This window comes from Kitasatospora sp. NPDC051170, from assembly GCF_044455705.1.
In the GTDB taxonomy this organism is placed as follows: Bacteria; Actinomycetota; Actinomycetes; order Streptomycetales; family Streptomycetaceae; genus Kitasatospora.
Genome location: NZ_JBITFA010000026.1, coordinates 57647 through 84215, shown reverse-complemented (window position 1 = coordinate 84215; position 26569 = coordinate 57647). Strand labels below are relative to the sequence as shown.

Below are 26569 nucleotides of genomic sequence, written 5' to 3'. Positions count from 1 at the left end.
GGAACGGACGCTTCCTTCGAGCCGCCTTCCAGCGGGCCCTCCGGGCGCTTCGTTCTTTCGTGTTTCCAGCTTACCAGATGTTTTCCGCTCCGTTTACCGGCGCTTTTCGCATCTGAAATCTGGTGTTAACCGCGAAGTCGCGGCGACTCGACCAACCATAGCGGGTCGTCCGCCGGAGTGCGAATCGAGGCGCGCCCGGTGTCACCCGGGCGGCGGCATGATTTGTTGCTCTCGCGAGCATATACAGCAATGGCCTCGATTCGCCAAGATGCCTGTAGAGTGCGGCGCATCGGCCAAGAGGACTAGACCACTAGCAGCCGGTGGAACGCCCGGCCGACAGAGCGGGCGGGGCGTGGGGCTTCGCCCGGGAATGTCAGCAGTTGTCCGAAGTTGACATCAATTAGGCTTCTGTTGATCGTCGCGCCGCTGCTCTGCGGCTGCTCGTTCGTACTTGCGCACTTGGGAGGCACAACCATGACCACTGTGACGTCGCCGCTGACCGGACAGGTCGTCGGGCTCGCCAACGTTCCTGACCCGGTCTTCTCCGGCGCGATGGTCGGCCCTGGCACTGCGGTCGACCCGGTGCGCGAGCCCACCGAGGCGGTGGCTCCGGTGGACGGTGTCGTCGTCTCCATGCACCCGCACGCGTTCGTGGTCGTCGACGGCGAGGGTCACGGTGTGCTGACCCACCTCGGGATCGACACGGTGCAGCTGAACGGCGAGGGCTTCGAGCTCCTCGTGAACAAGGGTGACACCGTGACCCGCGGTCAGGCCGTCATCAAGTGGAACCCGGCCGCGGTCGAGGCCGCCGGCAAGTCGCCGATCTCCCCGATCGTGGCGCTGGAGGCGACCCCCGACGCCCTCACCCACGTGCGCGAGAGCGGCGCGGTCGTGGCCGACGAGAAGCTGTTCGGCTGGAACTGAGCTCAGCCCCTCCCCCCACATCCCCCACACCCGCCCCGCAGGAGAGCCGGGGCGGCCCGGCACTGCGGAGACAGGTAGATGGAGAAGACACTGCGCGGCGTGGGTGTCAGCCACGGGGTCGCGATCGGCCAGGTGCGGCACATGGGCACGGCGGTCCTGGAGCCCCCGGCCACCCAGATCCCGACCGAGGACGCCCCGCGTGAGCAGGCTCGCGCCCAGGCCGCGGTGGAGGCCGTCGCCGCGGACCTGATCGCGCGCGGCAACCTCGCCGGTGGCGAGGCCCAGGCCGTGCTCGAGGCCCAGGCGCTGATGGCGCAGGACCCGGAGCTGATGGCCGACGTGGCCCGCCGGATCGCCGTGGGCAGCAGCGCCGAGCGCGGTGTGTACGACGCCTTCGCCGCGTACCGGGCGCTGCTCGCCTCCGCCGGGGAGTACCTGGCCGGGCGGGTCGCGGACCTGGACGACGTGCGCAACCGGATCGTGGCGCGGCTGCTGGGCGTGCCGATGCCGGGTGTGCCGGACAGCGACGAGCCGTACGTGCTGTTCGCGCGGGACCTCGCGCCGGCCGACACCGCTCTGCTGAACCCGACGCTGGTGCTCGGCTTCGTGACCGAGGAGGGCGGGCCGACCAGCCACAGCGCCATCCTGGCGCGGGCGATGGGCGTGCCGGCCGTGGTCGCGCTGCCGGGGGCGACGGACGTCGCCGAGGGCACCGTCGTCGCGGTGGACGGCAGTTCGGGCGACGTGCTGCTGGAGCCGTCCCAGGAGAAGCAGGACGAGCTGCGGGCGGCCGCCGCCGAGCGCAAGGCGGCGCTGGCCGCCTCCTCCGGCCCGGGGCGGACCTCGGACGGTCACCTGGTGCCGCTGCTGGCCAACGTGGGCGGACCGGCGGACGTGCCGGCGGCGCTGGAGAACGGCGCGGAGGGCGTGGGCCTGTTCCGTACCGAGTTCCTGTTCCTGGACGACTCGGCGAAGGCTCCCAGCGAGGAGAAGCAGGTCGAGGCGTACCGCAAGGTGCTGGAGGCGTTCCCGGAGGGCCGGGTCGTCGTGCGCGTGCTGGACGCGGGCGCGGACAAGCCGCTGGACTTCCTGACGCCGGCGGACGAGCCGAACCCGGCGCTGGGCGTGCGCGGTCTGCGCACGCTGCTGGAGCACCCGGAGGTGCTGCGCACGCAGCTGCGGGCGCTGGCGACGGCGGCCGAGGGCCTGCCGGTGCACCTCGAGGTGATGGCCCCGATGGTGGCCGACCGCAAGGACGCCAGGGACTTCGCGGACGCGTGCCGGGAGGCCGGGCTGGCCGCCAAGTTCGGTGCGATGGTGGAGATCCCCTCGGCCGCGCTGCGCGCTCGCTCGATCCTCGAGGAGGTCGAGTTCCTCTCGCTGGGGACCAACGACCTCGCCCAGTACGCCTTCGCGGCCGACCGCCAGGTCGGCGCCCTGGCGCGGCTGCAGGACCCGTGGCAGCCGGCTCTGCTGGACCTGATCGCCGCGGCCGCCGACGCGGCGCAGGCGGCGGGCAAGAGCTGCGGCGTCTGCGGCGAGGCGGCCTCCGACCCGCTGCTGGCGGTCGTGCTGACGGGTCTGGGCGTCACCAGCCTGTCGATGGGCTCGGCGTCGATCCCGTACGTGCGCAGCGCGCTCGCCAAGTACAGCCTGGCGCAGTGCCGTCGGGCCGCCGAGGCCGCGCGGGCGGCGGACGGTGCCGAGGAGGCGCGGGCCGCGGCTCAGCAGGTGCTCTCCGGCGAGTGAGCAGGTAAGCAGACGGACGAAGGGGCGCTCCCACCACGGCGGTGGGGGCGCCCCTTCGCTGTCGGCTCAGGAGGACTGGCGCTCCTGGCGCAGCTGCTCGAAGAAGCGCAGGTGGTCGAGGTGGTCGACGGAGCCGGGGTTGACGGCCTGCTCCAGGGGGGTGCCGGAGAGGATGCGCTTGACGGGGACCTCGATGCGCTTGCCGGTGAGGGTGTGCGGCAGGCCCCGGACGGCGATGACCTCGTCGGGGACGTGGCGCGGGGAGAGTTCGGTGCGCAGCGAGGTGCGGATGCGGCCGATGAGGTCGTCGTTCAGTTCGGCGCCGGGGGCGAGGACGACGAAGAGCGGCATCCAGTAGCCGCCGTCGGGCTCCTCCAGACCGATGACCAGGGATTCGGCGATCTCGGGGAGGCGTTCGACGACCTCGTAGATGTCCGAGGAGCCCATGCGGACGCCCTGGCGGTTGAGGGTGGAGTCGGAGCGGCCGTGGATGACGACGGTGCCGCGGGAGGTGACGGTGATCCAGTCGCCGTGGCGCCAGACGCCGGGGTACACGTCGAAGTAGCTGTCGTGGTAGCGGGTGCCCTCGGGGTCGTTCCAGAAGCCGGTGGGCATGGACGGGAGGGGTTCGGTGACGACGAGTTCGCCGACCTCGTCGGTGTGGGGGTGGCCCTGGACGTCCCAGGACTCGACGGCGGCGCCGAGGCAGGGGGCCTGGATCTCGCCGAGGTAGACCGGGAGGGTGGGGACGCCGCCGACGAAGCAGGAGCAGACGTCGGTGCCGCCGCTGACGGAGGCGAGCCAGACGTCCTGCTTGACCTCGTCGTAGATCCAGCGGAAGCCGTCGGGCGGGAGCGGGGAGCCGGTGGTGCCGACGCAGCGGACGGCGGAGAGGTCGAGGTCGGTGCCGGGGCGGAGGCCGGCCTTGCGGCTGGCGATGACGTAGGCGGCGGAGGTCCCGAGGACGGTGGCGCCGGTGCGGGCGGCGACGGACCAGAGGGCGCCGGTGTCGGGGTGGCCGGGGCTGCCGTCGTAGGTGACGATCGTGGACCCGACGAGCAGGCCCGCCAGCAGGAAGTTCCACATCATCCAGCCGGTGGAGGTGTACCAGAGGAAGCGGTCCTGCGGGCCGAGGTCGAGGTGGAGGCCGACCTGCTTGAGGTGTTCGAGCAGGATGCCGCCCTGGCTCTGGACGATGGCCTTGGGCAGGCCCGTGGTGCCGGAGGAGTAGAGGACCCAGAGCGGGTGGTCGAAGGGGACGGGCTCGAAGACGGGCTCGACGTCGGCGGCGACCAGGTCGTCCCAGGCGAGGGCGCCCTCGGGGGCGGGCGCGCCGAGCAGGGGGACGTGGACGACGGTGTGGAGGGTGGGGAGTTCTCGGCGCAGTTCGGCGACGACCTCGGTGCGGTCGTGGTCCTTGCCGCCGTAGTGGTAGCCGTCGATGGCGAAGAGGACGGCGGGCTCGATCTGCTGGAGGCGGTCGAGGACGCTGCGGGCGCCGAAGTCGGGGGCGCAGCTGGTCCAGACGGCGCCGACGGCGGCGGTGGCGAGGAGGGCGACGGCGGCCTGGGGGATGTTGGGCAGGTAGGCGCTGACGCGGTCGCCGGGGCGGACGCCGCGCTCGCGCAGGGCGGCGGCCAGCGAGGCGACCTGGCGGCGCAGTTCGGCCCAGGTGAGGACGGCGGGCTGCTCGGTGGTCTCGTCGAGGTGGAGGATGGCCGGGCGGTCGGCGTTGGCTGCGTCCTCGGCGGCGCGCAGGGCGTGCTCGGCGTAGTTGAGGCGGGCGCCGGGGAACCAGCGGGCGCCGGGCATGGTGGCGTCGGCGAGGACGGCCTCGGGGGCCTCGGTGAAGCGGACGTCGAACCACTGGGTGACGGCCGTCCAGAAGCGGTCGAGGTCGGCGGTGGACCAGGCGTGCAGGTCGGCGTAGCGGCGGGCGGCCTGGTCGTCGTCCTCGGCGGGGGCGAGCGGGGCGGACGGGGCGCCGTGGTGTTCGGCGGCCCAGGCCTGGAAGGCCACCAGGGTGGTCTCGGCGGCGCGAGCGGGGTTGGGGCGCCAGAGGGGCTGGTCCTGGGGTGGGGTGCTCACGGTGGTGGTCTCCCGGCCGGTGGTGGGGACGGGATTGCTGGTCGCGTCCCGTCCGGTTGGGGTGTCGGTGCAGACCATGCCATGTGATCGCCCGGCGCGCCAGGGTCGGCCGGTCGGCCGGCGGGGTCGGTGGGCGGGGGCTCGGTGGGGGGCTCGGTGGGGGGCTCAGCGGGAGGTGAACTCGCCGTCGAACCAGGCGCTCTTGATGTGGTTGTGGAAGTCCCAGACGAGGGCGGTTTCGGGGGTGGCGAGGAGCCAGCCGGTGGTCTCGTCGGTGGGGCGGGAGGGGGGAAGGTCGGCGAGGGGGCGCGGCGGGAGGAGGCCGCAGAGCATGACGAAGCGGCCGTGGGGGTCGGAGGCGGTGTGGATGAGGGTGACGTCGGCGGCGTCGGCGGGGATACCGGTCTCCTCGTGGAGTTCGCGCACGCAGGCCTGCTGCCAGCTCTCGCCGAAGTCCATGTAGCCGCCGGGGAAGGCGAGTTCGCCGTAGCCGGGTTCGATGGTGCGGCGGATGACGACGAGAGCGGGGTCGTCGTCGGGGCGGGTGACGGGCAGGACGGTGACGGCGACGGGCAGGGGGTTGCGGTAGCTGATCTCGGCGCAGCCGGGGCAGGTGCGGGGCCAGGCTTCGGTGCCGGGCGGGTAGGGCGTGCCGCAGAAGTGGCAGTGGGAGAAGGGCCGGTGGGCCGTCTGGACTGCGTCGGTGGTCATGGCCGGATGGTAGCCCGAGGGGGCGGGCGGTCGTGGCCGTGGTGGTCGAACGACCGGGTGGTCAGCGGGAGTCGGGGCCGTGTCCGGTGCTGGGGCCGGCGCTCTGGTCGCTCTCGCGGGCGGGGCGCAGCAGGGCGGGGTGGAGGAGGCGGGCGCCGCCGGCGTGGTAGGTGCGGGCGCGGGGGCCTCCGCGGGTGCCGCCGCGGGGGGTGGTGGTGCCGGTGCTCTCGACGAATCCGGGGACGGAGAGCACCTTGCGGTGGAAGTTGCCGGGGTGGAGCTTCTCGTCCCAGACGGCCTCGTAGACGGCGCGCAGGTCGGGGATGGTGAAGTCGTACGGGAGGAAGGCCGTGGCGAGGGGGCTGTACTCGAGTTTGGCGCGCACCCGGTCGAGGCCGTCGGCGAGTATGCGGGCGTGGTCGAAGGCCAGGGCGAGGGGGCCGGGGGGCCCGTCGACACCACCCCCGTGGGTGTCGACGGGCCCACCGGCCGGTGTGGAGTGGCCGTGGGGGCGCGCGGGCAGGTCGAGGTCGCGGACGGGGTGCCAGGCGGCACTCGCGGCGTCCGTTCCGGCCTGCGGGTCGGGCAGGTCGGGGGCGAAGGCGAGGTAGGCGACGGAGACGACGTGCATCCGCGGGTCCCGGTCGGGGGCGCCGTAGGTGCCGAGCTGTTCGAGGTGGAGGCGGTGGAGCGCGGTCTCCGTCCCGGAGGCGCCGTGCAGGCCCGTCTCCTCGGCGAGCTCGCGGGCGGCGGCCTGGTCGAGGCTCTCCTCGCCGGCGCGCAGGAAGCCGCCGGGCAGGGCCCAGTGGCCCTGGTAGGGCGGGGCGCCGCGCTCGACGAGGAGGACGTGGAGGCGGCCGTCGCGCAGCGTCAGGGCGACCACGTCGACGGTGACGGCGACGGGGGTGTAGGCGCGGGGGTCGTACGCGGCGAGCCACTGGGCCTCGGACTGGGGCTCGGACCGGGCTCCGGACTGGGCCTCGGACCGGGGCGCGCGCGTGGACTCGGGGGCGTACGGGGGCGCCGGGGAGCCGGTGGGCGCGGGCTGTTCGTCCGCTGTCATCCTCGGCTCCTCTCCGCGCTGGCAGGGGGTGGCGGGTGCCGTCGTTCTCCGGGTGAGCACAACGTAGCGACCGCTCTCCCGGACGGCAAATGGTTTTCCCGACCGGCGAGGGGCCCTTCCTTCTAGGCTGGGAGCGGGAACGACCGCGTCCGAGGAGACCCGCCATGCCCGCTGCTCCCCCGCTGGATCTCGCGTCGGCCCTGGCGGCCGGTCCGCTGGTGCTGGACGGCGGGATGTCGAACCAGCTGGCGGCGGCGGGGCACGACCTGTCGGACGAGCTGTGGTCGGCGCGGCTGCTGTCGGACGCGCCGGAGGCGGTGGTGGCGGCGCACCGGGCGTACTTCGAGGCCGGGGCGGATGTGGCGATCACCGCGAGCTACCAGGCGGGTTTCGAGGGGTTCGCGCGGCGCGGGATCGGTCACACGGAGGCGGCGCACCTCATGGCGAGCAGCGTGGACCTGGCCCGGGAGGCGGCGCGGGCGCTGCCGGGCGGTCGGCGGCGGTTCGTGGCGGCCTCGGTGGGCCCGTACGGGGCGGTGCTGGCGGACGGTTCGGAGTACCGGGGCCGGTACGGGCTGAGCGTGGCGGAGCTGGCGGCCTTCCACCGGCCGCGGCTGGAGGTGCTGGCGGCGGCGCGCCCGGACGTGCTGGCGCTGGAGACGATCCCGGACACGGACGAGGCGCGGGCGCTGCTGGGCCTGGTGCGGGGCCTGGAGGTGCCGGCCTGGCTGTCGTACAGCGTGACGGGCGGGCGGACGCGGGCCGGGCAGCCGCTGGAGGAGGCGTTCGCGCTGGCGGCGGAGGTGGACGAGGTGCTGGCGGTGGGGGTGAACTGCTGCACGCCCGAGGACGCGGACCGGGCGGTGGCGCTGGCTGCGGAGGTGACGGGCAAGCCGGTGGTGGTGTACCCGAACAGCGGCGAGGAGTGGGACGCGGGCCGGCGGGGCTGGCACGGGGAGCCGACGTTCCGTTCGGCGCGGGTGGACGGCTGGCTGGCGGACGGGGCGCGGCTGGTCGGCGGCTGCTGCCGGGTGGGGACGGACGGGATCGCCGCGCTGGCGGCGGCGGTGACGGTGCTGAGGACCCAGCGGGCGGGCACGTAAGGGCCGGCGTGCGCGGGGCGGGCGCGGGGCGGGCGCGCGAGGTTAACAAACGGCCGATCACGGGTTACCGAGGGGGAAGGTGCACGGACGGGATCCGGCCTGGCAGACTCGTCCCGTCAACCCTGCGGTCGACATTGTCGACCGCCTTCAGCGCGGAGGTACCCATGCCCGGCCCGATCCAGTCGCTCTCCCGGGCCGCCGCGATCATGCGCCTGCTGGCCGGCGGCGAGCGCCGGCTGGGCCTGTCCGAGGTCGCGACGGCGCTGGACCTCGCCAAGGGCACCGCGCACGGCATCCTGCGCACGCTGCAGCAGGAGGGGTTCGTCGAGCAGGACCCGGAGAGCGGCAAGTACCAGCTGGGCGCCGAGCTGTTGCGGCTGGGGCAGAGCTACCTGGACGTGCACGAGCTGCGGGCGCGGGCCCTGGTGTGGGCGGACGACCTGGCCCGGGCGGCCGGGGAGACGGTCTACCTGGGGGTGCTGCACCAGCAGGGCGTGCTGATCGTGCACCACGTGTTCCGGCCGGACGACACCCGCCAGGTGCTGGAGGTGGGCTCGATGCAGCCGCTGCACAGCACCGCGATCGGCAAGGTGCTGGTGGCCTACGACCCGGTGGCGCGAGGGGAGTTGGGCGACGGGCCGTACGAGTCGTACACCCTGCGCACGCTCACCGCGGCGGCGGACGTGGACGCGGAGTGCGCGCTGATCCGCGAGCGCGGCTGGGCGGACTCGGTGGAGGAGACCTGGGATGGCGTGGCCTCGATCGCCGCGCTGATCCAGGACCGGCGGCGCAACCCGGTGGGCGCGGTGTGTGTCAACGGGCCGGTGGAGCGGATCTGCGAGGACGGCTTCGTGAAGCCCTCGCTGGTGGCCTCGGTGCGCAGCGCGGCGCGGGCGATCTCGCGGGACCTGGGCGCCGGGCGGTTCTGAGCAGGCACCTGAGCACATAGTTGTCCTCGTCACAGGCGGGCGGCCTTCGGGCGCGTCCGCCTGTGGCGTTTTGCCCTGTTTCGGGGCCTGCGGCTCGGTAACGTCGGGGGATCTCCGGAGGGAAGGGTCACAGCTGCGTAACCCCGCCTTGACGCGAGGGTGACCTGCGGAGGAAGCTTCCGCATGACGGTCGACATTGTCGAACGATGGCCGCGAAGATCACTCCCACGATGCGCTCACCCGCACAGCGATCGAGCGGCCGCCCACCCTCACCCCCACCTCCGGGCCATATGGACAAGGGAGTCTTTGTGTCCGCGTTCTCCACGGGCGACGTCTTCGTCGGCGAAACCCTCGGCACCGCCGCCCTGATAACCCTCGGTGGCGGCGTCTGCGCCGCCGTGACCCTCAAGCGGTCGAAGGCCCTCAACGCCGGCTGGCTGGCGATCACCTTCGGCTGGGGCTTCGCCGTCCTGACCGCCGCCTACATGACCGGCGAGAAGTCCGGCGCGCACCTCAACCCGGCCGTCACCCTCGCGCTCGCAGTCAAGAGCGGCGACTGGAGCCAGGTCCCGCTCTACATCGGCTCCCAGATGCTCGGCGCGATGATCGGTGCCGTGATGGTCTGGCTCGCCTACCTCGGCCAGTTCCAGGCCAACGAGGAGCCCACGCTCGGCATCTTCTCGACCGGTCCCGAGATCCGGAACCCGATCCAGAACGTGATGACCGAGGTCATCGGCACCTTCGTGCTCTGCATGGGGATCCTCACCCTGAGCCCCAAGCTCGGCGCCGGCGGCACCGCGATCGTCGCGCTCATCGTGGTCAGCATCGGCCTCTCGCTCGGCGGCCCGACCGGCTACGCGATCAACCCGGCCCGCGACCTCGGCCCGCGCATCGTGCACGCGCTGCTGCCGATCCCCAACAAGGGCGGCTCCGACTGGTCCTACGCCTGGGTCCCGGTCGTCGGCCCGATCATCGGTGGCCTCCTGGCCGGCGGCGTCTACAACGCCCTGTACTAGAGCGCGGGTTCGACCCCGCCGCACACGGGGACTGACCGGACGGGCAGCCCACCGCCCGTACGCGCCAGGCCCACCCACCCCGTAGTCCCCCGAACCCGAGCCGAGGACCCTCCCCATGACGACCTCCACCGGCAACTACATCGCCGCGATCGACCAGGGCACCACCTCCAGCCGCTGCATCATCTTCGGCGCCGACGGCCGCATCGTCTCCGTCGACCAGCAGGAGCACCGCCAGATCTTCCCCCAGCCCGGCTACGTCGAGCACGACGCCGCCGAGATCTGGACCCGCGTGCAGTCCGTCGTGCGCGGCGCGCTGGAGAAGGCCGGCCTCACCAAGGACGACATCCGCGCCATCGGCATCACCAACCAGCGCGAGACCACCGTCCTGTGGGACAGGAACACCGGCGAGCCGGTCCACAACGCGCTGGTGTGGCAGGACACCCGCACCGAGGGCCTCTGCCGCGAGCTCGGCCGCAACGTCGGCCAGGACCGCTTCCGCCGCGAGACGGGCCTGCCGCTGGCCAGCTACTTCGCCGGCCCGAAGATCCGCTGGCTGCTGGACAACGTCGAGGGCCTGCGCGAGCGCGCCGAGGCCGGCGACATCCTGTTCGGCACCATGGACACCTGGGTCATCTGGAACCTCACCGGCGGTGTGAACGGCGGCAAGCACGTCACCGACGTGACCAACGCCAGCCGCACCATGCTGATGAACCTCAAGACCCTCGCCTGGGACGAGGCCATCGCCGAGTCGATGGGCGTGCCGCTGGCCGTCCTCCCGGAGATCCGCTCCTCCGCCGAGGTGTACGGCGAGGCCGTCGGCGACCTGGCCGGCGTGCCCGTCGCCTCCGCGCTCGGCGACCAGCAGGCCGCGCTGTTCGGCCAGACCTGCTTCAACGAGGGCGAGGCCAAGTCCACCTACGGCACCGGCACCTTCCTGCTGCTCAACACCGGCGAGAAGATCGTCAACTCGTACCACGGCCTGCTGACCACCGTCGGCTACCGCATCGGCGACCAGGCCCCGGTGTACGCCCTGGAAGGCTCCATCGCCGTCACCGGCTCGCTCGTCCAGTGGCTGCGCGACCAGCTCGGCATCATCTCCACCGCCGCCGAGATCGAGACCCTCGCCAACACCGTCGAGGACAACGGCGGCGCCTACTTCGTCCCGGCCTTCTCCGGCCTGTTCGCCCCGTACTGGCGCTCCGACGCCCGCGGTGTGATCGCCGGCCTCACCCGGTACGTCACCAAGGGCCACCTGGCCCGGGCCGTCCTGGAGGCCACCGCCTGGCAGACCCGCGAGGTCGTCGACGCCATGGAGAAGGACTCCGGGGTCGAGCTCACCGCCCTCAAGGTCGACGGCGGCATGACCAGCAACAACCTGCTCATGCAGAACATCGCCGACGTCCTGAACGCCCCGGTCGAGCGCCCGTACGTGGCCGAGACCACCGCCCTCGGCGCCGCCTACGCGGCCGGCCTGGCCGTCGGCTTCTGGAACGACCTCGACACCCTGCGGGCCAACTGGCACCGCGCCGCGGAGTGGACGCCGCGGATGGACGAGGACACCCGGGAGCGCGAGTACAAGAAGTGGCTCAAGGCCGTGGAGCGCACCATGGGCTGGGTGGAAGAGGAAGAGACCAACTGACCGACCCGCCGGCCGGGGCATCGCGCCCCGGCCGGCCGGTCCCGTTTCAGGCCCGCCGCACCGGGCCGACCGGTCCCTCCCGCAGGGGCCGCACCGCACACGAGAGGAGTAACGGCCCGCCTGCGCCGGGGGCCGTACACAACCACCATGGCAACCATCCCGACCCTGGGCGCCGAGCGCACCGCCGGCCGCACCGCCTCCCGCGCCGAGACCCGCGAACTGCTCGGCAAGGCCACCTACGACCTGCTGGTGATCGGGGGCGGCATCCTCGGCACGGCCGTCGCCTGGACCGCCTCCCAGGCCGGCCTCAAGGTCGCCATGGTGGACGCGGGCGACTTCGCCGGCGCCACCTCCAGCGCCTCCTCCAAGCTCGTCCACGGCGGCCTGCGCTACCTGCAGACCGGCGCGGTCAAGCTCGTCGCCGAGAACCACAAGGAGCGCCGCGCGCTCGCCACCGACGTGGCCCCGCACCTGGTCAACCCGCTGACCTTCTTCGTGCCGGTCTACAAGGGCGGCCCGCACGGCGCGGCCAAGCTCGGCGCCGGCGTCTTCCTGTACTCCGCGCTCTCCGCCTTCCGCGACGGCATGGGCCGGGTCTCCACCGCCGCCCACGCCGCCCAGCAGGTGCCCGCGCTGCGCACCGAGGGCCTGCGCTCGGTGGCCGTCTACGGCGACCACCAGATGAACGACTCCCGGGTCGCGGTCATGACCGTGCGCGCCGCCGTCGACGCCGGCGCCGTGGTGCTCAACCACGCCGAGGTCACGGGCCTGCGCTTCACCGGCGGCCGGGTCACCGGCGCCGAGCTGCGCGACCGCCTCGACGGCACCGAGTTCGGCGTCGACGCCCGCCTGGTGCTCAACGCCACCGGCCCGTGGGTCGACCACCTGCGCAAGATGGAGGACGCCGGCGCCGCGCCGTCGATCCGCCTCTCCAAGGGCGCGCACGTCGTCGTCAAGCGCCGCTCGCCGTGGCGCGCCGCGCTGACCATCCCGATCGACAAGTACCGCGTCTCCTTCGCCATCCCGTGGGAGGACCACGTCCTGCTCGGGACCACCGACGAGGAGTACACCGGCGACCCGACGGACGTGCGGGCCACCCAGGCCGACATCGACCAGATCATGGGCGAGGCCGGCCACGCGATCCGCGACGAGCACCTCGACCGCGACCTGATCACCTACGCCTTCGCGGGCCTGCGGGTGCTGCCCGGCGGCCCCGGCGACACCGCCGCCGCCAAGCGCGAGACCGTCGTCACCGAGGGCAAGGGCGGCATGCTGTCCGTCGCCGGCGGCAAGTGGACCACCTACCGCCACATCGGCCGCACCGTGCTGGAGAAGCTGGCCCACGTGCCCGGCACCACCCTCGGCGAGGACATGTCCCCCATCGCCGCGACCGTCCCGCTGCCGGGCGTCGGCGCGCCGAACGCGGTGGCGCACCGCCTGCTGATCGACCGCGAGCCCGGCTCCCGGATGGAGCCGCTCGTCGCCAAGCACCTGGCCAGCCACTACGGCACCCTGTCCTTCGAGATCGCCCGCATGATCGACGAGAACCCGGAGCTCGGCCGGCCGATCCACGAGGACGGGCCGGACGTGTGGGCCCAGGTCGCGTACGCCGCCGACAACGAGTGGGCGTACACGGCGGACGACGTGCTGCGCCGCCGCACCACCATGACGGTGCGCGGGCTGGACACGCCGGAGATCAAGGCCGAGGTCGAGGCCTTCCTGGCGAAGCGCGACGGCAAGTAGTCCCGTCCCGGCTCAGGGCGGGCGTCCGGGTGCTACCCGGGCGCCCGCCCTTTTGTTGCACTCATCCGTGCACGATGCGTCACGATCTCATCAACTTCTTAAGGAAAGATTCAGATTCTGGGATTATTTGTCCGACTTATCATGATCATCTCCCCGGGTGATCTTGCCTATGCTCCGGTTCGCTCAACCAAGAGTGAGTCAAGGAGTTCCCATGCACGTACCAAGGCGGGCCCTCGTCGGCCCGCTGTCGCTCGCGGTGGCGTTGTCGCTGTCGCTGGCCGGCGCGGCCCCCGTCGCGTTCGCGGCCAAGCCCGAGAACAAGCCCTCCCCCGGCAAGGCGCCGACCGCGGCCGCCCTCGACCCCACCGGCAGCATCGCCGCCGCCCGCGTCGCCGCGCGCAACGGCGGCAAGCGCGTCGAGGCGGTGTCCGAGCGCAGCGAGGTGTCCACCACCTGGGCCAACCCGGACGGCACCCTCAGCACCGAGCTCGCCGCCGGACCGGTGCGCTTCCTGCGCGACGGCGCCTGGACCGACGTGGACCTGACGCTGCGCCGGAACGCGGACGGCTCGGTGGCCCCCGTCGGCCACCCGCACGGCATGAAGCTGGCCGCCCCCGGCGGCAAGCGGCCCCGCACCCTCGCCGAGTCCCAGGCCGCCACCGCCCCTGCCGCCGCGGAGCCCTCCCGCACCCTGGTGTCCCTCGGCTCCGGCGAGGACGAGCTGGCGCTCGAGTGGCGCGGCGGCCTGCCCCAGCCCCTGCTCGACGGCCCGCGCGCCGTCTACCCGGACGCCATCGGCGACGGCGCCGGGGACCTCGTCGTCGAGGCGAACCGAACCGGCTTCGAGCAGTTCGTCGTGCTCAAGCAGCGCCCGGCGAACGGCGGTTACTCGTACACCATGCCGCTGCGGGCCAAGGGCCTGAAGGCCGAGCCGCAGCCGGACGGCGGGGTGCTGTTCACCGACCGGAAGAACGGGCACAAGCGGGCCCTGCTGCCCGCCCCCGTGATGTGGGACGCCACCACCGAGGCCGGCTCGCGCGAGCACCCGCGGCAGGCGAAGGTCGGCCTGGAGGTCGTCCAGCACGGCGACAGCGTCGACCTGGTCTTCACCCCGGACTCCGCCTTCCTCGCCGACCCGGCCACCAAGTACCCGGTCACCGTCGACCCGTCCACCACCGGGCTCGGCAACGCCCTGGACACCCGCGTCCAGAAGGGCGAGAGCGTCGACTGGTCGGCCGACGTCGAGCTCTACTGGGGCAACTCCGGCACCAAGAACGCCGACGGCAGCTCCCGCGAGGCCCGTTCGCTGATCAACTGGAACACCGCGTCGATCGCGGACTCCCTCGTCCAGAGCGCCACGCTGTCGCTGTACAACATCCACTCCGGCAACAGCGACTGCCTCCCGTACACCTGGGAGGTCTGGGACACCGGCCTCGCCTCCACCGCCTCGCGCTGGACCAACCAGCCGCTCTGGAACGCGAGGAAGGCGACCTCCACCGAGACCAAGGGCCGCGACCTCTGCGGCGGCGACGGCTGGATCAACGCCGACGTCACCAACCTCGTGCAGACCTGGGCCTCGGCGAAGAACCAGGTCTCCGGGATGGGCCTGCGGGCGCCCGACGAGGTCAGCACCAAGTACTGGAAGGAGGTCAACTCCGCCAACGCCGCCACCAACGTGCCGAAGCTGACGGTCAACTACAACTACCGGCCGCGCACCGGCACCAACCAGCAGGCCGGCCCGCCGTTCAAGCAGGACGGCACCGGCACCTGGCGGGTGGACACCACCACCCCGGTGCTGCGGGACACCTTCGTCGACCCGGACGGCGACAAGGTCACCGGCACCTTCCAGCTGGTCGACGCCATCTCCGGTGCGCAGGTCGGCAACGTCAACGTCTCCGGCTACGTGCCCAGCGGCACCCCCGCCGAGGTCACCGTCCCGGCGGGCCTGCTCCAGTACGGGCACACCTACCGGTTCCGCACCTCGCCCTACGACGGGCTGCACTACAACCTCGGCTGGTCCGCCTGGGCGACCTTCAGCGTCTCCCCGCTGCCCGATGTGCCGAGCGCCCTGCAGACCGGCGCCCAGCAGACCCTCACCCCCGTGTTCTCCGCGCTGGTGACCAACCCCAACCAGGGCCGGGTGCGTACCGAGTTCGCGCTCAAGGGCGCCAACGGGCAGCCGTTGCCGACCGTGCTGCCGCCCGCCTGGGTGGACAGCGGCACCCGGGCCTCCGTCCAGGTGCCGGACGGCGCGCTGACCGACGGCGGAACCTACAGCTGGGCGGCCCGCGCCTGCGCCGCGGTCGGCTGCTCGGCCTGGAGCGCCGACCAGCCGCTGACCGTCGCCGTGGTCAAGCCGCCGGCGCCGCCGACGCCCACCACCGTCGTCCTCACCGGCCCGACCCTGGCCGACGCCTCGGTGGCCGCGCTCTGCCCGGCCGCCGGCTGCCCCGCCGCCGACCCGGCCGGGCTGCGCGTCGGCAACACCACCGACGCCGGCAGCTGGAGCAGCTGGCTCAAGCCCGACCTGACCGTGGTGCCGGCCGGCTCCCGGATCGTCGGCGCCCGGCTGGCACTGACCCGCTCGGACTGCCCGACGGGCTGCGCCGAGACCGCCGTCGACCTCTTCCAGCTGAGCTCGGCCTGGACTCCCGCCCAGGACGGCGCCGCGCTGACCGCCGCCGTGGGCGCCGAGAGCTTCGCCTCGGGGGCCAAGCTCTCCGAGGTGGACCTGGCGCCGATGGCCGGCTCCTGGATGGAGAAGGGCGAGGCGTACGGTCTGGCGCTGCGCCCGCCGGCCGGATCGACGGACACCGCCCGCTACTTCCCGGCCGCCGCGGCCGACCCGGCGCAGCGTCCGAAGCTGACCCTCGACTACCTGGCGCCGACCGCGCCCGGCCCCGCCGAGCTGGTCACCGCCACCCCGGGTGACGCCGGACTGGTCGTCACCTGGAACGCCCCGACCGACCGGGGGTCGGTGGGCGAGGTCGGCTACGCCGTCCGGGTGGAGACCTCGGCGGGCGCGCTCGTCCAGGAGCAGAGCACCGGGGACGTGCGCGCCACGTTCACCGGGCTGGACAACAGCCGGTCCTACCGCGTGCTGGTCACCGCCCGCAGCAGCTACGGCAGCGCCGCCCCGGCCGCCTCTCCGGTCGTCCAGGGCGCGCCCACCGCGGGCGGGCCGGACCAGTACCGCGGCTACGTGCAGGAGTACCTGGACGCCCGCAACAAGATCAAGATGAGGCCGGGCTTCACCGCGCCGGACGCCGCCGCCGAGGCCGCGCACGGCACCGTCTTCGTCGACCTGCTGGCCACCCAGGAGGCTTCGCTCGTCGCCAACCGCGAGGCGCTGGCCACGCAGAACGAGCAGTACACCGCGGCGGCGGTCTCGCTGACCGATGTCGTGGTCGACCAGCAGACGGCCGGGAAGGTCGTGGTGCGGGCCACCGTCAAGGACTCGGTGATGATCCGCGCCGGCGGCGTGGACTCGCCCAGCGAGAGCGTCGGCGCCAAGCGGTTCGAGTTCAACGTCGGCACCGCCGCGCTGCTCGCCACGGAGGCCGACGACCTCGCCGCCCAGCAGAAGCTGTCCGCCTCGGCGAGCGCCCAGGCCCAGGTGGAGGTGGCCGACGCCGGCCAGCCCGACCCGGCCGACGCGCAGAAGGCGGTGCCGCTCGACGCCGACGGTTTCCCCGTCAAGCCGGCCACGCCGGCCGGCGGCGCCGTCCCCGCCGGGTACAACTACAACGGCACCGCCGACTGGGCCCGCCGCAACGTCGGGATCAAGTGGGACTACAAGCAGGACTGCACCAACTTCGTCTCCAAGGCGCTCTACTACGGTGGCGGCATGCGCTACCGGTACGGCTGGAAGTGGACCGACGGCGCGTGGTGGCAGAACGACCAGTGGTTCTTCGGCTGGCACCTCAACCGCAGCTACACCTGGGCCGGCGCCGCCAACCTGCAACGGCACCTGCTCAACCACCGGTACTCGACCTGGCTCCGGTGGACGTCCGAGGCGCGGCCCGGCGACGTGGTGTTCTTCAAGTGGCGCAACGAGAAGGTGATCAACCACGCCGCGGTGGTGGTCAGTTGGGGAGCGCGCATGGAACTGCGCCAGCACGGGCGCCAGGGCGTCACCACGCTGGACGAGGTGCTGTCCTACTACCGGCAGAAGGGTGACCCGATCGAGTGGTTCGTCGTCGTCCGCCCGCTCGGAACCAGCTGATGACCCGTCCCCGTTCCCGCACGGCCGCGCTCGCGGTGCTGCTCGCCTCCGCCGCCCTGGCGGGCTGCGGCGGCCCCTCGGACGCCGAGCTGGAGTACGCGGGCGACTACGCCGGCCATCCGCACCTGAAGGTCGCCGGCTATCCGACGACCGACACGCTGGGCCTCGTCCAGCAGGTGGTCTGGCGGCTCGCCGACGGCTCCTCGGACCGGCTGACGAAGCTCGCCGCCTCGGAGGGCACCGCCGACCAGCGCAAGGACGCCTCGGCGGCCTGGGTCCGCGACTACGGGAAGGGCGCCCAGGGAGCGGTCACCGCCGAGTTCGGGGACGACCCGACCGGCCGGCAGGCCGTGGTGCTCACCTTCCACGACACCGGCCAGGTCAAGGAGATCCAGCTGCGCCAGGACGGACACGCAGGTGAGGACGGCTGGAAGGTCCTGCTGAAGTAGCGGCCGTCCGACACGACGAAGGGGCGGCACCCGTACGAGTACGGGTGCCGCCCCTTCGTCGCGCGTCGGCCGTGCGCTAGATGATCAGGCTGAGCGGCATGATCAGGGCGATCGCCACCACCGAGATCACCGTCTCCATCACCGACCACGACTTGAGCGTCTGCCCGACGCTCATCCCGAAGTACTCCTTCACCAGCCAGAAGCCCGCGTCGTTGACGTGCGACAGGAACAGCGAGCCCGCGCCGATGGCGAGCACCAGCAGCGCCGCGTGGGTGGAGGACATGTTCGCCGCGAGCGGGGAGACGATGCCCGCCGCGGTGATGGTGGCGACCGTGGCCGAGCCGGTGGCCAGGCGGATCAGGACGGCGATCAGCCAGCCCAGCAGCAGGGCGGAGATGTGCCACTTGCCGGACCACTCGCTGACCGCGTTGCCGACGCCCACGTCGATCAGGGTCTGCTTGAAGCCGCCGCCCGCGCCGACGATGAAGACGATGCCGGCGATCGGGCCCAGGGACTTGCCGACCGTGTCGGAGATCCGCGCCTTGTCGAAGCCCGCCGCCTTGCCGAGGGTCAGCATGCCGAGCAGGGTCGCGGCGAGCAGGGCGATCAGCGGGGAGCCGATGAAGTCGAACACCCGCTGGCCGAGCGCCTTCGGGTCGTCGATCACCACGTCGGCCAGGGCCTTGCCGAGCATCAGCACGACCGGCAGCAGGATGGTCGCCATCACCGCGCCGAAGGACGGGGTGCGCTCGGGGCGGTCGCTCTCCTCGGGGGCGGTGGCGGCCGGGATCTCCAGCGGGCCGACCCAGCGCTCGGCGAGGCGGGAGAACAGCGGCCCGGCGATGATCAGCGTCGGGACGGCGATCAGCAGGCCCAGGGCCAGGGTGACGCCGAGGTCGGCCTTGAGCGCGTCCACGGCCACCAGCGGGCCCGGGTGCGGGGGCACCAGGCCGTGCAGCACCGACAGGCCCGCCAGGGCCGGGATGCCGACCCGCATCAGCGGCACGTTGCCGCGGCGGGCGACCAGCAGCACGATCGGGATCAGCAGGACGACGCCGACCTCGAAGAACAGCGGCAGGCCCAGGACCGCCGCGATCAGCGCCATCGCCCAGGGCAGCGCCTTGTTACCCGTACGGGACAGGACGGTGTCCGCGATGATGTTGGCGCCGCCGGAGTCGGCCAGCAGCTTGCCGAGCATCGCGCCCAGGCCGATCAGCAGGCCGACGCTGGCCACGGTGGAGCCGAAGCCCGTGGAGAAGCTGCTGAGCAGCTTGTCGAAGGGCGCGCCCGCGACGGCGGCCAGCAGCCCGGAGCCCAGGGTGAGGGCGAGGAAGGGGTGCAGCTTGAGCTTGGTGATCAGCAGGACGATCGCGCCGATGCTGAGCAGGACCGCGACGAGCAGCTGGGAGTCGCTGCTGGTGTGCGGCAGGGCCGGTGGGGCGGCCGCGAGGAGGGTGGGGGCAATCACGCGAGGTCTCCATTGACCGGCCGCAGCAGGGCCGCGGCCTTCTCGACGAGTTCTTCGGGGGACGGGCCGACGTCCAGGACGGCGCCGAGCTCGTCCGTGCCCAGGGCCTCCAAGGTGGCGTACTGGGAGTCGAGCAGCGACGGCGGCATGAAGTGGCCGGTGCGGTGCGACATGCGGTCCTGGACCAGGTCGTGACCACCGCTGAGGTGCAGGAAGAAGGCGCCCGGGGCGGCCGCGCGCAGGATGTCGCGGTAGCCGTGCTTCAGTGCCGAGCAGGTGACGACGCCGCCGGTGCCGTCCTCGGTGCGCTCCTTGAGCCAGGCGCCGATGGCGCGCAGCCAGGGGGCGCGGTCCTCGTCGTCCAGGGGGACGCCGGCGGACATCTTGGCGATGTTGGCCGGGGGGTGGAACTCGTCCGCCTCGGCGAAGGGGAGATCGAGGCGGTCGGCCAGGAGGCGGGCCAGGGTGGTCTTGCCGACCCCTGAGACGCCCATCACCACGACGGTGAGGGGGGTGGTCCCGGGGAGGGCACGGATCTCGGCGCTGAGAGCCATGGGTGGTGCTCCTTCGTTGCAGGCCGCCACTATCGCTTCAAAGATATGACGTATTCAAGTGGCGGAAACCAAATCGTCATACTTTTGGACTGTGGGGTGCATCGCAGGGGTGCATCGCAGGGCTCCGGAGCGGGCCCAGGGCAGGGGCGGGCCGGGGGTGTGAGGCGCGCGGGCGGGGGCGGCGTCTAGGCTGGGCGGATGGAGATCCAGGGGCTGCCCGGCCGGCTGCTTGCCGAGCTCGGGCCGGCGATCGCGTCGGGGGAGATCCCCGAGGGGGCGGTGCTGCGCGGGGAGGAGCTGGAGATCCGGTTCGGGGTGTCCCGGACGGTCGTGCGCGAGGCGGTGCGGGTCCTGGAGGGGATGCGCCTGGTGGCCTCCCGGCGCAGGGTCGGGATCACCGTGCAGCCCAAGTCGCTCTGGGACGTCTTCGACCCGATGGTCATCCGCTGGCGCCTGGCCGGCTCCGACCGCTCCGCCCAGCTGCGCTCGCTCGGCTCGCTGCGCGTCGCCGTGGAACCGGCCGCGGCCGCGCTCGCCGCCGTCCACGCCAGCGACGACGAGCGGCGCGAACTCAGCTCACTCGCCGTCGAGTTGACGGTCTCGGCGCGGGCGGCGGACCTCGCCACCTTCCTGCGGCACGACATCGCCTACCACGCGCTGATCCTGCGCGCCTCGGGCAACGAGATGTTCGCCCACCTCGGGGACACCGTGGGGGCGGTGCTCACCGGGCGGACCGAGTACCACCTGATGCCCCATCAGCCCGAGTCGTACGCGATCCGGCTGCACCGGGAGGTCGCCGAGGCGATCTGGGCCGGCGAGGCCGAGCGGGCCGAGCAGGCGATGCGCACGATCGTGTCCGGCGCGCTGGAGGAGCTGAACCAGCAGCTGGACTGACGGGCCGTCCCCCTCCTCCGCCGGAATGACGCGGTTTCGGGATGACACGGTTTGGCGACAGTTCCGTCATTTCCGCCGAATCGGCCGTTTACGGACGCATAGTCCTGGTTCGACGGGGCAGAGTGGGTCGAGGGGGCGTGTTTCGTGTGCGCCCGTCCCGTGTTCGCCTTGGAATCCGCGCCTGGGGGTCGCTCGATGTCCGTGCCACGCCGCCGTCGCCGCCTGCCGGACGAGGTGCGCGCCGCCGCCGTCCGAGCGGTCCTCTCCTTCTCCTTCACGCTCGTGGGCATGGTGGTCGCGACGCTGGCCTCCTACGCGGGCAGCGGGCTGCTGACGCCCGCTCTGATGGCGATGGGGCTGGGGGTGTTCGGCACGGCGTGGTGCCTGCTGGAGATCCTGATCTCCCGCCAGGTGGCCGCCCAGCGGCTGCGGGCGCCGGCGGCGCCGCGTCCGCAGCCGTACCGGGCGCCGGAGCCGCTGGCCCCCCGGCCGCTTCCCCGCCCCGGACAGCAGGCCAGGCCCGGACAGCAGACCCGGCCCGGACAGCAGGCACAGCCCGGGCAGCAGGCCAGGCCGCCCGGGCAGCAGCAGGTCCGTTCCGAACAGCAGCCGTGGCCGGGGCAGCAGGCCCGCGGTGCGCAGAACCCGGGTGGGCGTCAGCAGACCGCCCGGTAGTGGGTGGTGACCCGGCCGTCGTCGTCCAGGACGTGGAAGGCGAGCATCGGCGGGTGGTCCGAGCTGGCGCCGGGGCCGCCCTCGCAGGGCAGGGTGACGGTGTAGACCACGCCGGGGGCGACCAGCAGCGGCCGGCCGGCGAAGGTGGTCGCGGCGGGGGTGTGGGCGTGGCCGCACAGCAGGGCCGCCACCCGGGGGTGACGGCGGACCACCTCCGCCAGCCGCTCCTCCTCGAACTGGCGGATCCGGTCGACCGTCGGTATGGACAGCTCGACGGGCGGGTGGTGGAAGCCCACCAGGGCGGGCACGTCGCCGCGGCCGGCGGCCAGTCGCCCGTCCAGCCACTCCAGGGTCGCGTCCTCGAGCAGGCCGTCGTTGCGCCCGGGGATCGAGGAGTCGAGCATCAGCACGTCGACGCCGGGCAGGTGGTGCGCCCGGTTGACGGGGCCCTGCGCGGGCGCCTCGCCGAGCAGCAGCTCGCGGTAGGGCTCCCGGCGGTCGTGGTTGCCGGGGCAGATGAGCACCGGGTGCCGGGACTGGAGCACCTTGGCGACCTGCCGGTACTCCTCCGGCAGGCCGTGGTCGGCGAGGTCCCCGGTGACGAGCACCGCGTCCAGCGGGCCGGGCAGGGCGTCGAGGTACGCCATCACCTGCTCGGCCCGCCTCCTGGCGCGGCGCCCGCCGTCGCCCCGGTGGACCTGTCCGAGATGGATGTCACTGAGCTGCGCGATCGTCACCATGACGACCACGCTAGGACTTCGGGGAAGCCTCCGCCGGGCGCTTGAACATCCTGGTCGCGGTGATCTCGCCGTGGACGGCCGGGCCGTCCGGGTCCTGCGGGGCGGGCAGGCCCGGGCGCAGGTGCTCCTCCACCGAGATGTACTTGAGGCCCGCGCGCAGGTCGGCGTCGTTGCGCAGGCGGATCACCAGCGGGAACTCGGCGAGCGCGGTGGTGTCGAACAGGCCCGTGGTGTAGATCAGTTGGACGCCGAGCGCGTCGGCGACGGCCCGCTGGAGCTCCAACAGGTAGGTGGCGTTGGCGCGTCCGATCGGGTTGTCGAGGAACAGCGTTCCGGCGTGCCGGAGTTGGGACTGCCCGCGGTCGTTGGCGCGCAGCGCGGCCATGGTGCAGTAGAGCGCGATGGCGGCGGTGAGCAGCTGGCCGCCGGAGAAGACGTCGGACATCTGGCCGACACTGACGCGCTCGGCGCGCAGCACCGCGTCGGGCTTGAGGATCTCGACGCCGACGCCCTTGGGGCCGATCGCGGCGGCGACGCCGCGCAGCAGCAGGGACATGCCGTCGCGGCGCAGGTCGCTGTTCTTGCGGACGGCGGCGCGGGTGGCCTCGTCGATGACCTCGCCGAGGCGTTCGACCAGGGTGGCGTGGTCCGGGTCCTCGAAGCGGATGCGCAGGAACTCCTGGCCGGACCACTCCCCCAGCCCCTCGGGCAGCCGGGACAGGCGCTGGGCGGCGCGCAGGGTGGTGAGGGAGGACTCGACGAGGCCCCGCAGCCGGTCGACGATCGAGCCGCGGTTGCGCTCCAGCTGGGTGAGCTCGTCGGTGAGCACCCGCAGCCGGGGGGCGAAGGCGGCGGCCCAGTTGGCGGCGTGCTCGGGCAGCGCGGAGGCGGGCAGCTCGCGGATCTGCTGGCGGGCGGGGGTGCGGACGGCCTCGAAGCGGGCGGCGTTGGCGTGCCGGACGAGGGCGTCGGAGGCGTCGCGGACGGCGAGTTCGGCGGAGGACAGCTCGCCGGCGGCGGTGCGCAGGGCGCGGCGGGCGTCGGTGGCGGCCGTACGGGCGTCGGGCAGCGGGCCGAGGTAGGGCTCGGCGCTGTGGCCGTCGTCCTCCTGGTGGTCGCGCAGGCCGTCGCGCAGCTGGCCGGCGAGTTCGTCGAAGTCGGCGGCGGCCGACTGGGCGGTGTTGAAGGTGCGCTGGAGGTCGGCGTGGGCGGTGCGGGCGGCGTCCAGGGCCTCGCGGCGTTCGGCGAGGCTGCCGGTGGCGGTGCGCAGCAGGACCTGGGCGTGCTCGGGGTCGGTGGGGACGAGCTCCTCGGGCAGCTCGGTGTGGGCCTCGCCGTTCGCGGGCGCGGAGCGTTCGGCCTCGCCGCGCAGGCGGCCGAGCTGTTCGCTGGCGGCGGCGGAGCGGGCCTCGATGGTGGCGACGAGTTCCTCGGCGCGGGCGGCGGCGGCCTGGCGGGCGGGGCCGTCGGCGCCGTCGGGGCTGCCGAGGAGTTCCTCGGCGCGGGTGCGGACCTTGTTGGTGAGGCGGTCGAGTTCGGTGGCGGCCGCGGCCTCGTCGCCCTCGGCGCGGGCCTGTTCGGCGCGCAGGTCGGCGCCGACGCCGACCTTCTCGTACAGCTGGGAGGCGGCGCGGTAGGCCTCGCGCAGGGCGGGCAGGGCGGCGGGGGCGCTGTCGGCCTCGGCGTCGGTCTGCTCGGCGGCGGGGATCTCGGCGCGTTCGGCGCGCAGGGCGCGGGCGGTGCGGCGGGCGTCGTCGGCGGCGCGCTGGGCGGCGCGGCGGTCCTCGTCGCAGGTGCGGGCGCGATCGGCGCACAGGCTCTGGCGGCGGTCGCACTCGGTGGCGTCCTCGGCCAGTTCGCGCCGGCGGCGGGCCCAGTTGGCGCGTTCGCGCAGGCGGAAGGCGAGGCCGGAGAGGGCGTCGGCGCGGCGGCGGGCGCGCTGGGCGCTCTCGCGGTGCTCCTCGTGGGCGGAGGCGGCGGCGGCGTGGTCGGTCTCGGCCTCGTCGTGGTCGGCGCGCAGGGTGGCCAGGGCGGCGGCGGCCTGTTCGGCGTGTTCGCGGGCGGTGTCGGCGGCGGCGGCGAGTTCGGCGAGGGTGCCGGGCGGGCAACTGGCGTGCCAGGAGGCGAGGCGGGCGGCGAGGGCGCGGTCGGCGCCGAGGCGGGCGGCGAGTTCGCGGATGTGCTCCTCGCGGGCGGCGGCGCGGGTGCGCAGCTCGCGGCGTTCGCCGTCGGCGGCGGACTCGTCGTGCATGGCCGGGTTCGGCGGCACGAGGAAGAAGGCGGGCTCGTCGGTGATCGGGGCGATCAGGGAGGCGGCGGCGCCGACGGCGACGGTGGAGCGGGGCAGCAGGGCGGCGGACTGCAGGGCCTCGCGGGCGCGCTCCAGCGAGGCGGGGTCGGTGACGACGACGCCGTCGACGAGTTCGGGGCGGGCGGCGAGGATCGCCTCGTGGTCGGCCGGGTCGACGGACTGGGCGAGGTAGCGCCAGCCGGGCAGGGCGGGGATGCCGTGCTCGGCGAGGTACTCGACGGTGGCGAGCACGTCCGGGCCGGGCGGCAGCAGGCCCCCGTCGCCGAGGGCGGCGAGGATGCGGGAGTCGTCGGCGGCGGCGGTGCGCAGCTCGAAGAGGGTGCGCTCCGCCGTGGCGATGGCCTCGTCGAGGAGTTCGCGCAGGTACTCGGCGTTGCGGTCGAGGACGGCGGGGGTGAGGAAGCCGGCGTCCTCCTCGGCGCCCGACCCGTCTTCTGCCCAATCGGTAGGGGTGGGGGTGAGGGAGAGCAGGTCGGCGAGGCGTTCCTCGGTGGCGAGCAGGGCGGCGGTGCGCTGCTCGGCGGCGAGGGCCTGGGCGGCGGCCTTGCGGGCGTCGCCGGCGCGTTCGGCGGCGAGTTCGGCGCGCCCGGTCGCGGCGGACGCCTCGCGCAGCCGGGCGGCGGCGCTCTCGGCGGCCGTACGGGCCTGGGCGAGGGCGGCGGCAGCGCTCTTCTCCACGTCGGCGGCGTGCAGGGCGGCGCGGGCCGGGTCGATGTCGCCGTCCGCGTCGATGAACCCGGCCGCGACGGCGGCTTCGGTCTCCTGCTCGACCTCGGCGAGGCGCTGGCGCAGGTGCTCGGCCTCGCTGCGGGCCTTCTGGGCGGCGGTGGCGGCCTCGGTGGCGTCGGACTGCGCCTTGGCGCCGTCCTCCTGGAGTTCGCTCGCGCGCTGCTCCTCGGTGTCGGCGCGCGTCTCGGCGGCCGAGGCGGCCGTTTCGAGGGCACGGGCGAGGGCGGTGGCGGCCAGCGCCCGGGCGGCGAGGGCGGGGGCGGCGTCGAGTTCGGCCTCGCGGATGGCGGCGGCGACGCGGGTGACGCGGTCGGCGGCGGCGCGGTGGCGCAGCACGGCCTCGGCGGCCTGCCAGGCGGAGTGCAGGGTGCGGGCGTCGGTGAGTTCGCGGCGCAGGGCGGCGGCCTCGGCGGTGGCGGCGGCCAGGCCCAGCGAGGCGTGGCGGTAGGTGAGTTCGTCGACGATGAGGTGGTGCCGGGTGCGGTCGGTCTCGGCGGCGGTGACGGCGCTCGCGGCGGCGGCGACCTCGACGGCGAGGTCGTGGGCGCGGTCGCGTTCGGCGGCGGCGCGGGTGGCGAGGGCCTGGGCGAGGCGGCGGGTGCGGCGTTCGGCGGTGCGGTGGGCCTCGCGGACGCCCTCGCGGGCGGCGGTGGACTCGGCGATGCGCTCCAGGAGGTCCAACGAGCCTGCGGTGAAGTCGCGTTCGGCGGTGAGTTCGGAGCGCAGGCCGAGCTTGGCGGCGAAGCCGTGGACGAGGTCGGCGAGGCCGTCGGTGTCGCGGGTGTCGGTGACGGCGCGCAGCAGGAGGTCGGTGAAGTCGCTGTCGTGCTTGACCGCGAAGAGGCCGGCGGCCTCGCCCTCGTCGGCGTTCATCTCCCGCTGGTAGCGGAAGAGTTCGGGGTCGAGGCCGAGTTCGCCGAGGTGTTCGGTCCAGCGGTCGTGGCCGTCCTCGAAGACGAGGTCGAGGTGGGGGTGGGCCTTGCCGGCCTCGGCCATCGCGTCGCGGAAGCCCTTCATGGTGCGGCGGCGGCCGCGGGCCTTCTGGTCGCCGGCGAGGCTGACGCGCTCGGCCACGGGCAGGGAGTCGAGGGTGAGGCCCGGGCCGGGGCGGAAGGAGTACCAGGTCTCGGCGAACTTGCGCGGGTCGGAGGAGACCTGGCGGCCGCGCCACTCGCTGACCTTGCCGACGACGACGGGTTCGCCGGTGACGGTGTGCTGCCACTCGAGCGCGACGTGACCGCAGTCGTCGGCGAGCAGGAACTTGCGCAGCACGCCGGAGCTGGCGCCGCCGAGGGTGTTGCGGTGGCCGGGGAGCATGACCGAGAAGATCAGCTTGAGCAGGACGGACTTGCCGCCGCCGTTCTCCAGGAAGAGCACGCCGGCCGGGGCGGGGCGGCGCACGGGGCCCTCGGGCTCCTCGCCGAACAGGCCGATCTGCTGGGGGGCCGGGTCGGCGACGGGCTCGCCGACGCCGCGCAGGTCGAGCACCGTGTCGGCGTAGCGGGCGCCGGCCGGTCCGATCGAGTAGAGGCGGACCCGGTTCAGCTCGTACATGTGCG

Annotated in this window: 18 protein-coding genes; 11 read left to right on the top strand and 7 right to left on the bottom strand. The window is 73.7% G+C overall.

The window, feature by feature from the left end:
- The first annotated feature begins 474 nt into the window (after nucleotides 1-474).
- Nucleotides 475-924, top strand: coding sequence for a PTS glucose transporter subunit IIA (locus ACIBCA_RS35575; RefSeq protein ID WP_396287293.1), 450 nt, complete (start codon nucleotides 475-477; stop codon nucleotides 922-924).
- A 78-nt stretch (nucleotides 925-1002) separates the two neighbouring features.
- Nucleotides 1003-2673 (top strand): phosphoenolpyruvate--protein phosphotransferase, encoded by a 1671-nt coding sequence (gene ptsP / locus ACIBCA_RS35570; RefSeq protein ID WP_396287292.1) that lies wholly within the window; start codon nucleotides 1003-1005, stop codon nucleotides 2671-2673.
- Nucleotides 2674-2739: 66 nt separating this feature from the next.
- Here the strand turns inward: ptsP and ACIBCA_RS35565 are convergent, their stop codons facing one another.
- From ACIBCA_RS35565 to ACIBCA_RS35555, 3 genes are all read right to left on the bottom strand, one after another.
- The gene (locus ACIBCA_RS35565; RefSeq protein WP_396287291.1) at nucleotides 2740-4839 is read right to left on the bottom strand and encodes an acetoacetate--CoA ligase; all 2100 of its coding nucleotides are present in this window, start codon (nucleotides 4837-4839) and stop codon (nucleotides 2740-2742) included.
- A gap of 87 nt (nucleotides 4840-4926) precedes the next feature.
- Nucleotides 4927-5472, bottom strand: a complete 546-nt coding sequence (locus ACIBCA_RS35560; protein WP_396287289.1) for an NUDIX domain-containing protein — start codon at nucleotides 5470-5472, stop codon at nucleotides 4927-4929.
- A gap of 61 nt (nucleotides 5473-5533) precedes the next feature.
- Nucleotides 5534-6535: an NUDIX hydrolase gene (locus tag ACIBCA_RS35555; protein ID WP_396287288.1), complete on the bottom strand. Its 1002-nt coding sequence runs from the start codon at nucleotides 6533-6535 to the stop codon at nucleotides 5534-5536.
- Nucleotides 6536-6699: 164 nt separating this feature from the next.
- Between ACIBCA_RS35555 and mmuM the strand changes: the two genes are divergently transcribed.
- The 7 genes from mmuM to ACIBCA_RS35520 all read left to right on the top strand — a co-directional run bounded on the left by mmuM (nucleotide 6700) and on the right by ACIBCA_RS35520 (nucleotide 17639).
- Nucleotides 6700-7638, top strand: a complete 939-nt coding sequence (gene mmuM / locus ACIBCA_RS35550) for a homocysteine S-methyltransferase (protein WP_396287286.1) — start codon at nucleotides 6700-6702, stop codon at nucleotides 7636-7638.
- A gap of 164 nt (nucleotides 7639-7802) precedes the next feature.
- Nucleotides 7803-8567 carry an IclR family transcriptional regulator gene (locus ACIBCA_RS35545; protein ID WP_396287285.1) on the top strand — a complete coding sequence of 255 codons (765 nt, stop codon included), beginning with the start codon at nucleotides 7803-7805 and terminating at the stop codon, nucleotides 8565-8567.
- A gap of 290 nt (nucleotides 8568-8857) precedes the next feature.
- Entirely contained in the window at nucleotides 8858-9583 is a 726-nt protein-coding gene (locus ACIBCA_RS35540; RefSeq protein WP_396287284.1) for an MIP/aquaporin family protein, read from the top strand.
- A 115-nt stretch (nucleotides 9584-9698) separates the two neighbouring features.
- Nucleotides 9699-11222, top strand: coding sequence for a glycerol kinase GlpK (gene glpK / locus ACIBCA_RS35535; protein ID WP_396287282.1), 1524 nt, complete (start codon nucleotides 9699-9701; stop codon nucleotides 11220-11222).
- Nucleotides 11223-11369: 147 nt separating this feature from the next.
- A complete protein-coding gene (locus ACIBCA_RS35530; protein ID WP_396287281.1) occupies nucleotides 11370-12965 on the top strand; it encodes an FAD-dependent oxidoreductase in 1596 nt (531 codons plus the stop codon).
- Nucleotides 12966-13176: 211 nt separating this feature from the next.
- On the top strand, nucleotides 13177-17190 hold the full coding sequence (locus ACIBCA_RS35525; RefSeq protein WP_396287280.1) for a DNRLRE domain-containing protein: 4014 nt from the start codon (nucleotides 13177-13179) through the stop codon (nucleotides 17188-17190).
- Nucleotides 17190-17639, top strand: a complete 450-nt coding sequence (locus ACIBCA_RS35520) for a hypothetical protein (protein ID WP_396287278.1) — start codon at nucleotides 17190-17192, stop codon at nucleotides 17637-17639. The genes ACIBCA_RS35525 and ACIBCA_RS35520 overlap by 1 nt, the downstream gene beginning before the upstream one ends.
- Before the next feature lie 76 nt (nucleotides 17640-17715).
- Here the strand turns inward: ACIBCA_RS35520 and ACIBCA_RS35515 are convergent, their stop codons facing one another.
- On the bottom strand, nucleotides 17716-19104 hold the full coding sequence (locus ACIBCA_RS35515) for a gluconate:H+ symporter (protein ID WP_396287297.1): 1389 nt from the start codon (nucleotides 19102-19104) through the stop codon (nucleotides 17716-17718).
- Entirely contained in the window at nucleotides 19104-19661 is a 558-nt protein-coding gene (locus ACIBCA_RS35510) for a gluconokinase (RefSeq protein WP_396287277.1), read from the bottom strand. The genes ACIBCA_RS35515 and ACIBCA_RS35510 overlap by 1 nt, the downstream gene beginning before the upstream one ends.
- 198 nt (nucleotides 19662-19859) lie before the next feature.
- Here ACIBCA_RS35510 and ACIBCA_RS35505 point away from each other — a divergent pair, with 198 nt between their 5' ends.
- Together ACIBCA_RS35505 and ACIBCA_RS35500 are read left to right on the top strand one after the other, a co-directional pair.
- Nucleotides 19860-20555 carry a FadR/GntR family transcriptional regulator gene (locus tag ACIBCA_RS35505; RefSeq protein WP_396287275.1) on the top strand — a complete coding sequence of 232 codons (696 nt, stop codon included), beginning with the start codon at nucleotides 19860-19862 and terminating at the stop codon, nucleotides 20553-20555.
- Between the two features lie 195 nt (nucleotides 20556-20750).
- Nucleotides 20751-21230: a hypothetical protein gene (locus tag ACIBCA_RS35500; RefSeq protein ID WP_396287274.1), complete on the top strand. Its 480-nt coding sequence runs from the start codon at nucleotides 20751-20753 to the stop codon at nucleotides 21228-21230.
- On the opposite strand, the gene ACIBCA_RS35495 is transcribed toward ACIBCA_RS35500, so the two are convergent.
- Together ACIBCA_RS35495 and ACIBCA_RS35490 are read right to left on the bottom strand one after the other, a co-directional pair.
- Entirely contained in the window at nucleotides 21212-21970 is a 759-nt protein-coding gene (locus ACIBCA_RS35495; RefSeq protein WP_396287272.1) for a metallophosphoesterase, read from the bottom strand. The genes ACIBCA_RS35500 and ACIBCA_RS35495 overlap by 19 nt on opposite strands.
- Before the next feature lie 10 nt (nucleotides 21971-21980).
- Nucleotides 21981-26564 (bottom strand): hypothetical protein, encoded by a 4584-nt coding sequence (locus ACIBCA_RS35490; RefSeq protein WP_396287271.1) that lies wholly within the window; start codon nucleotides 26562-26564, stop codon nucleotides 21981-21983.
- Nucleotides 26565-26569: the final 5 nt, after the last annotated feature.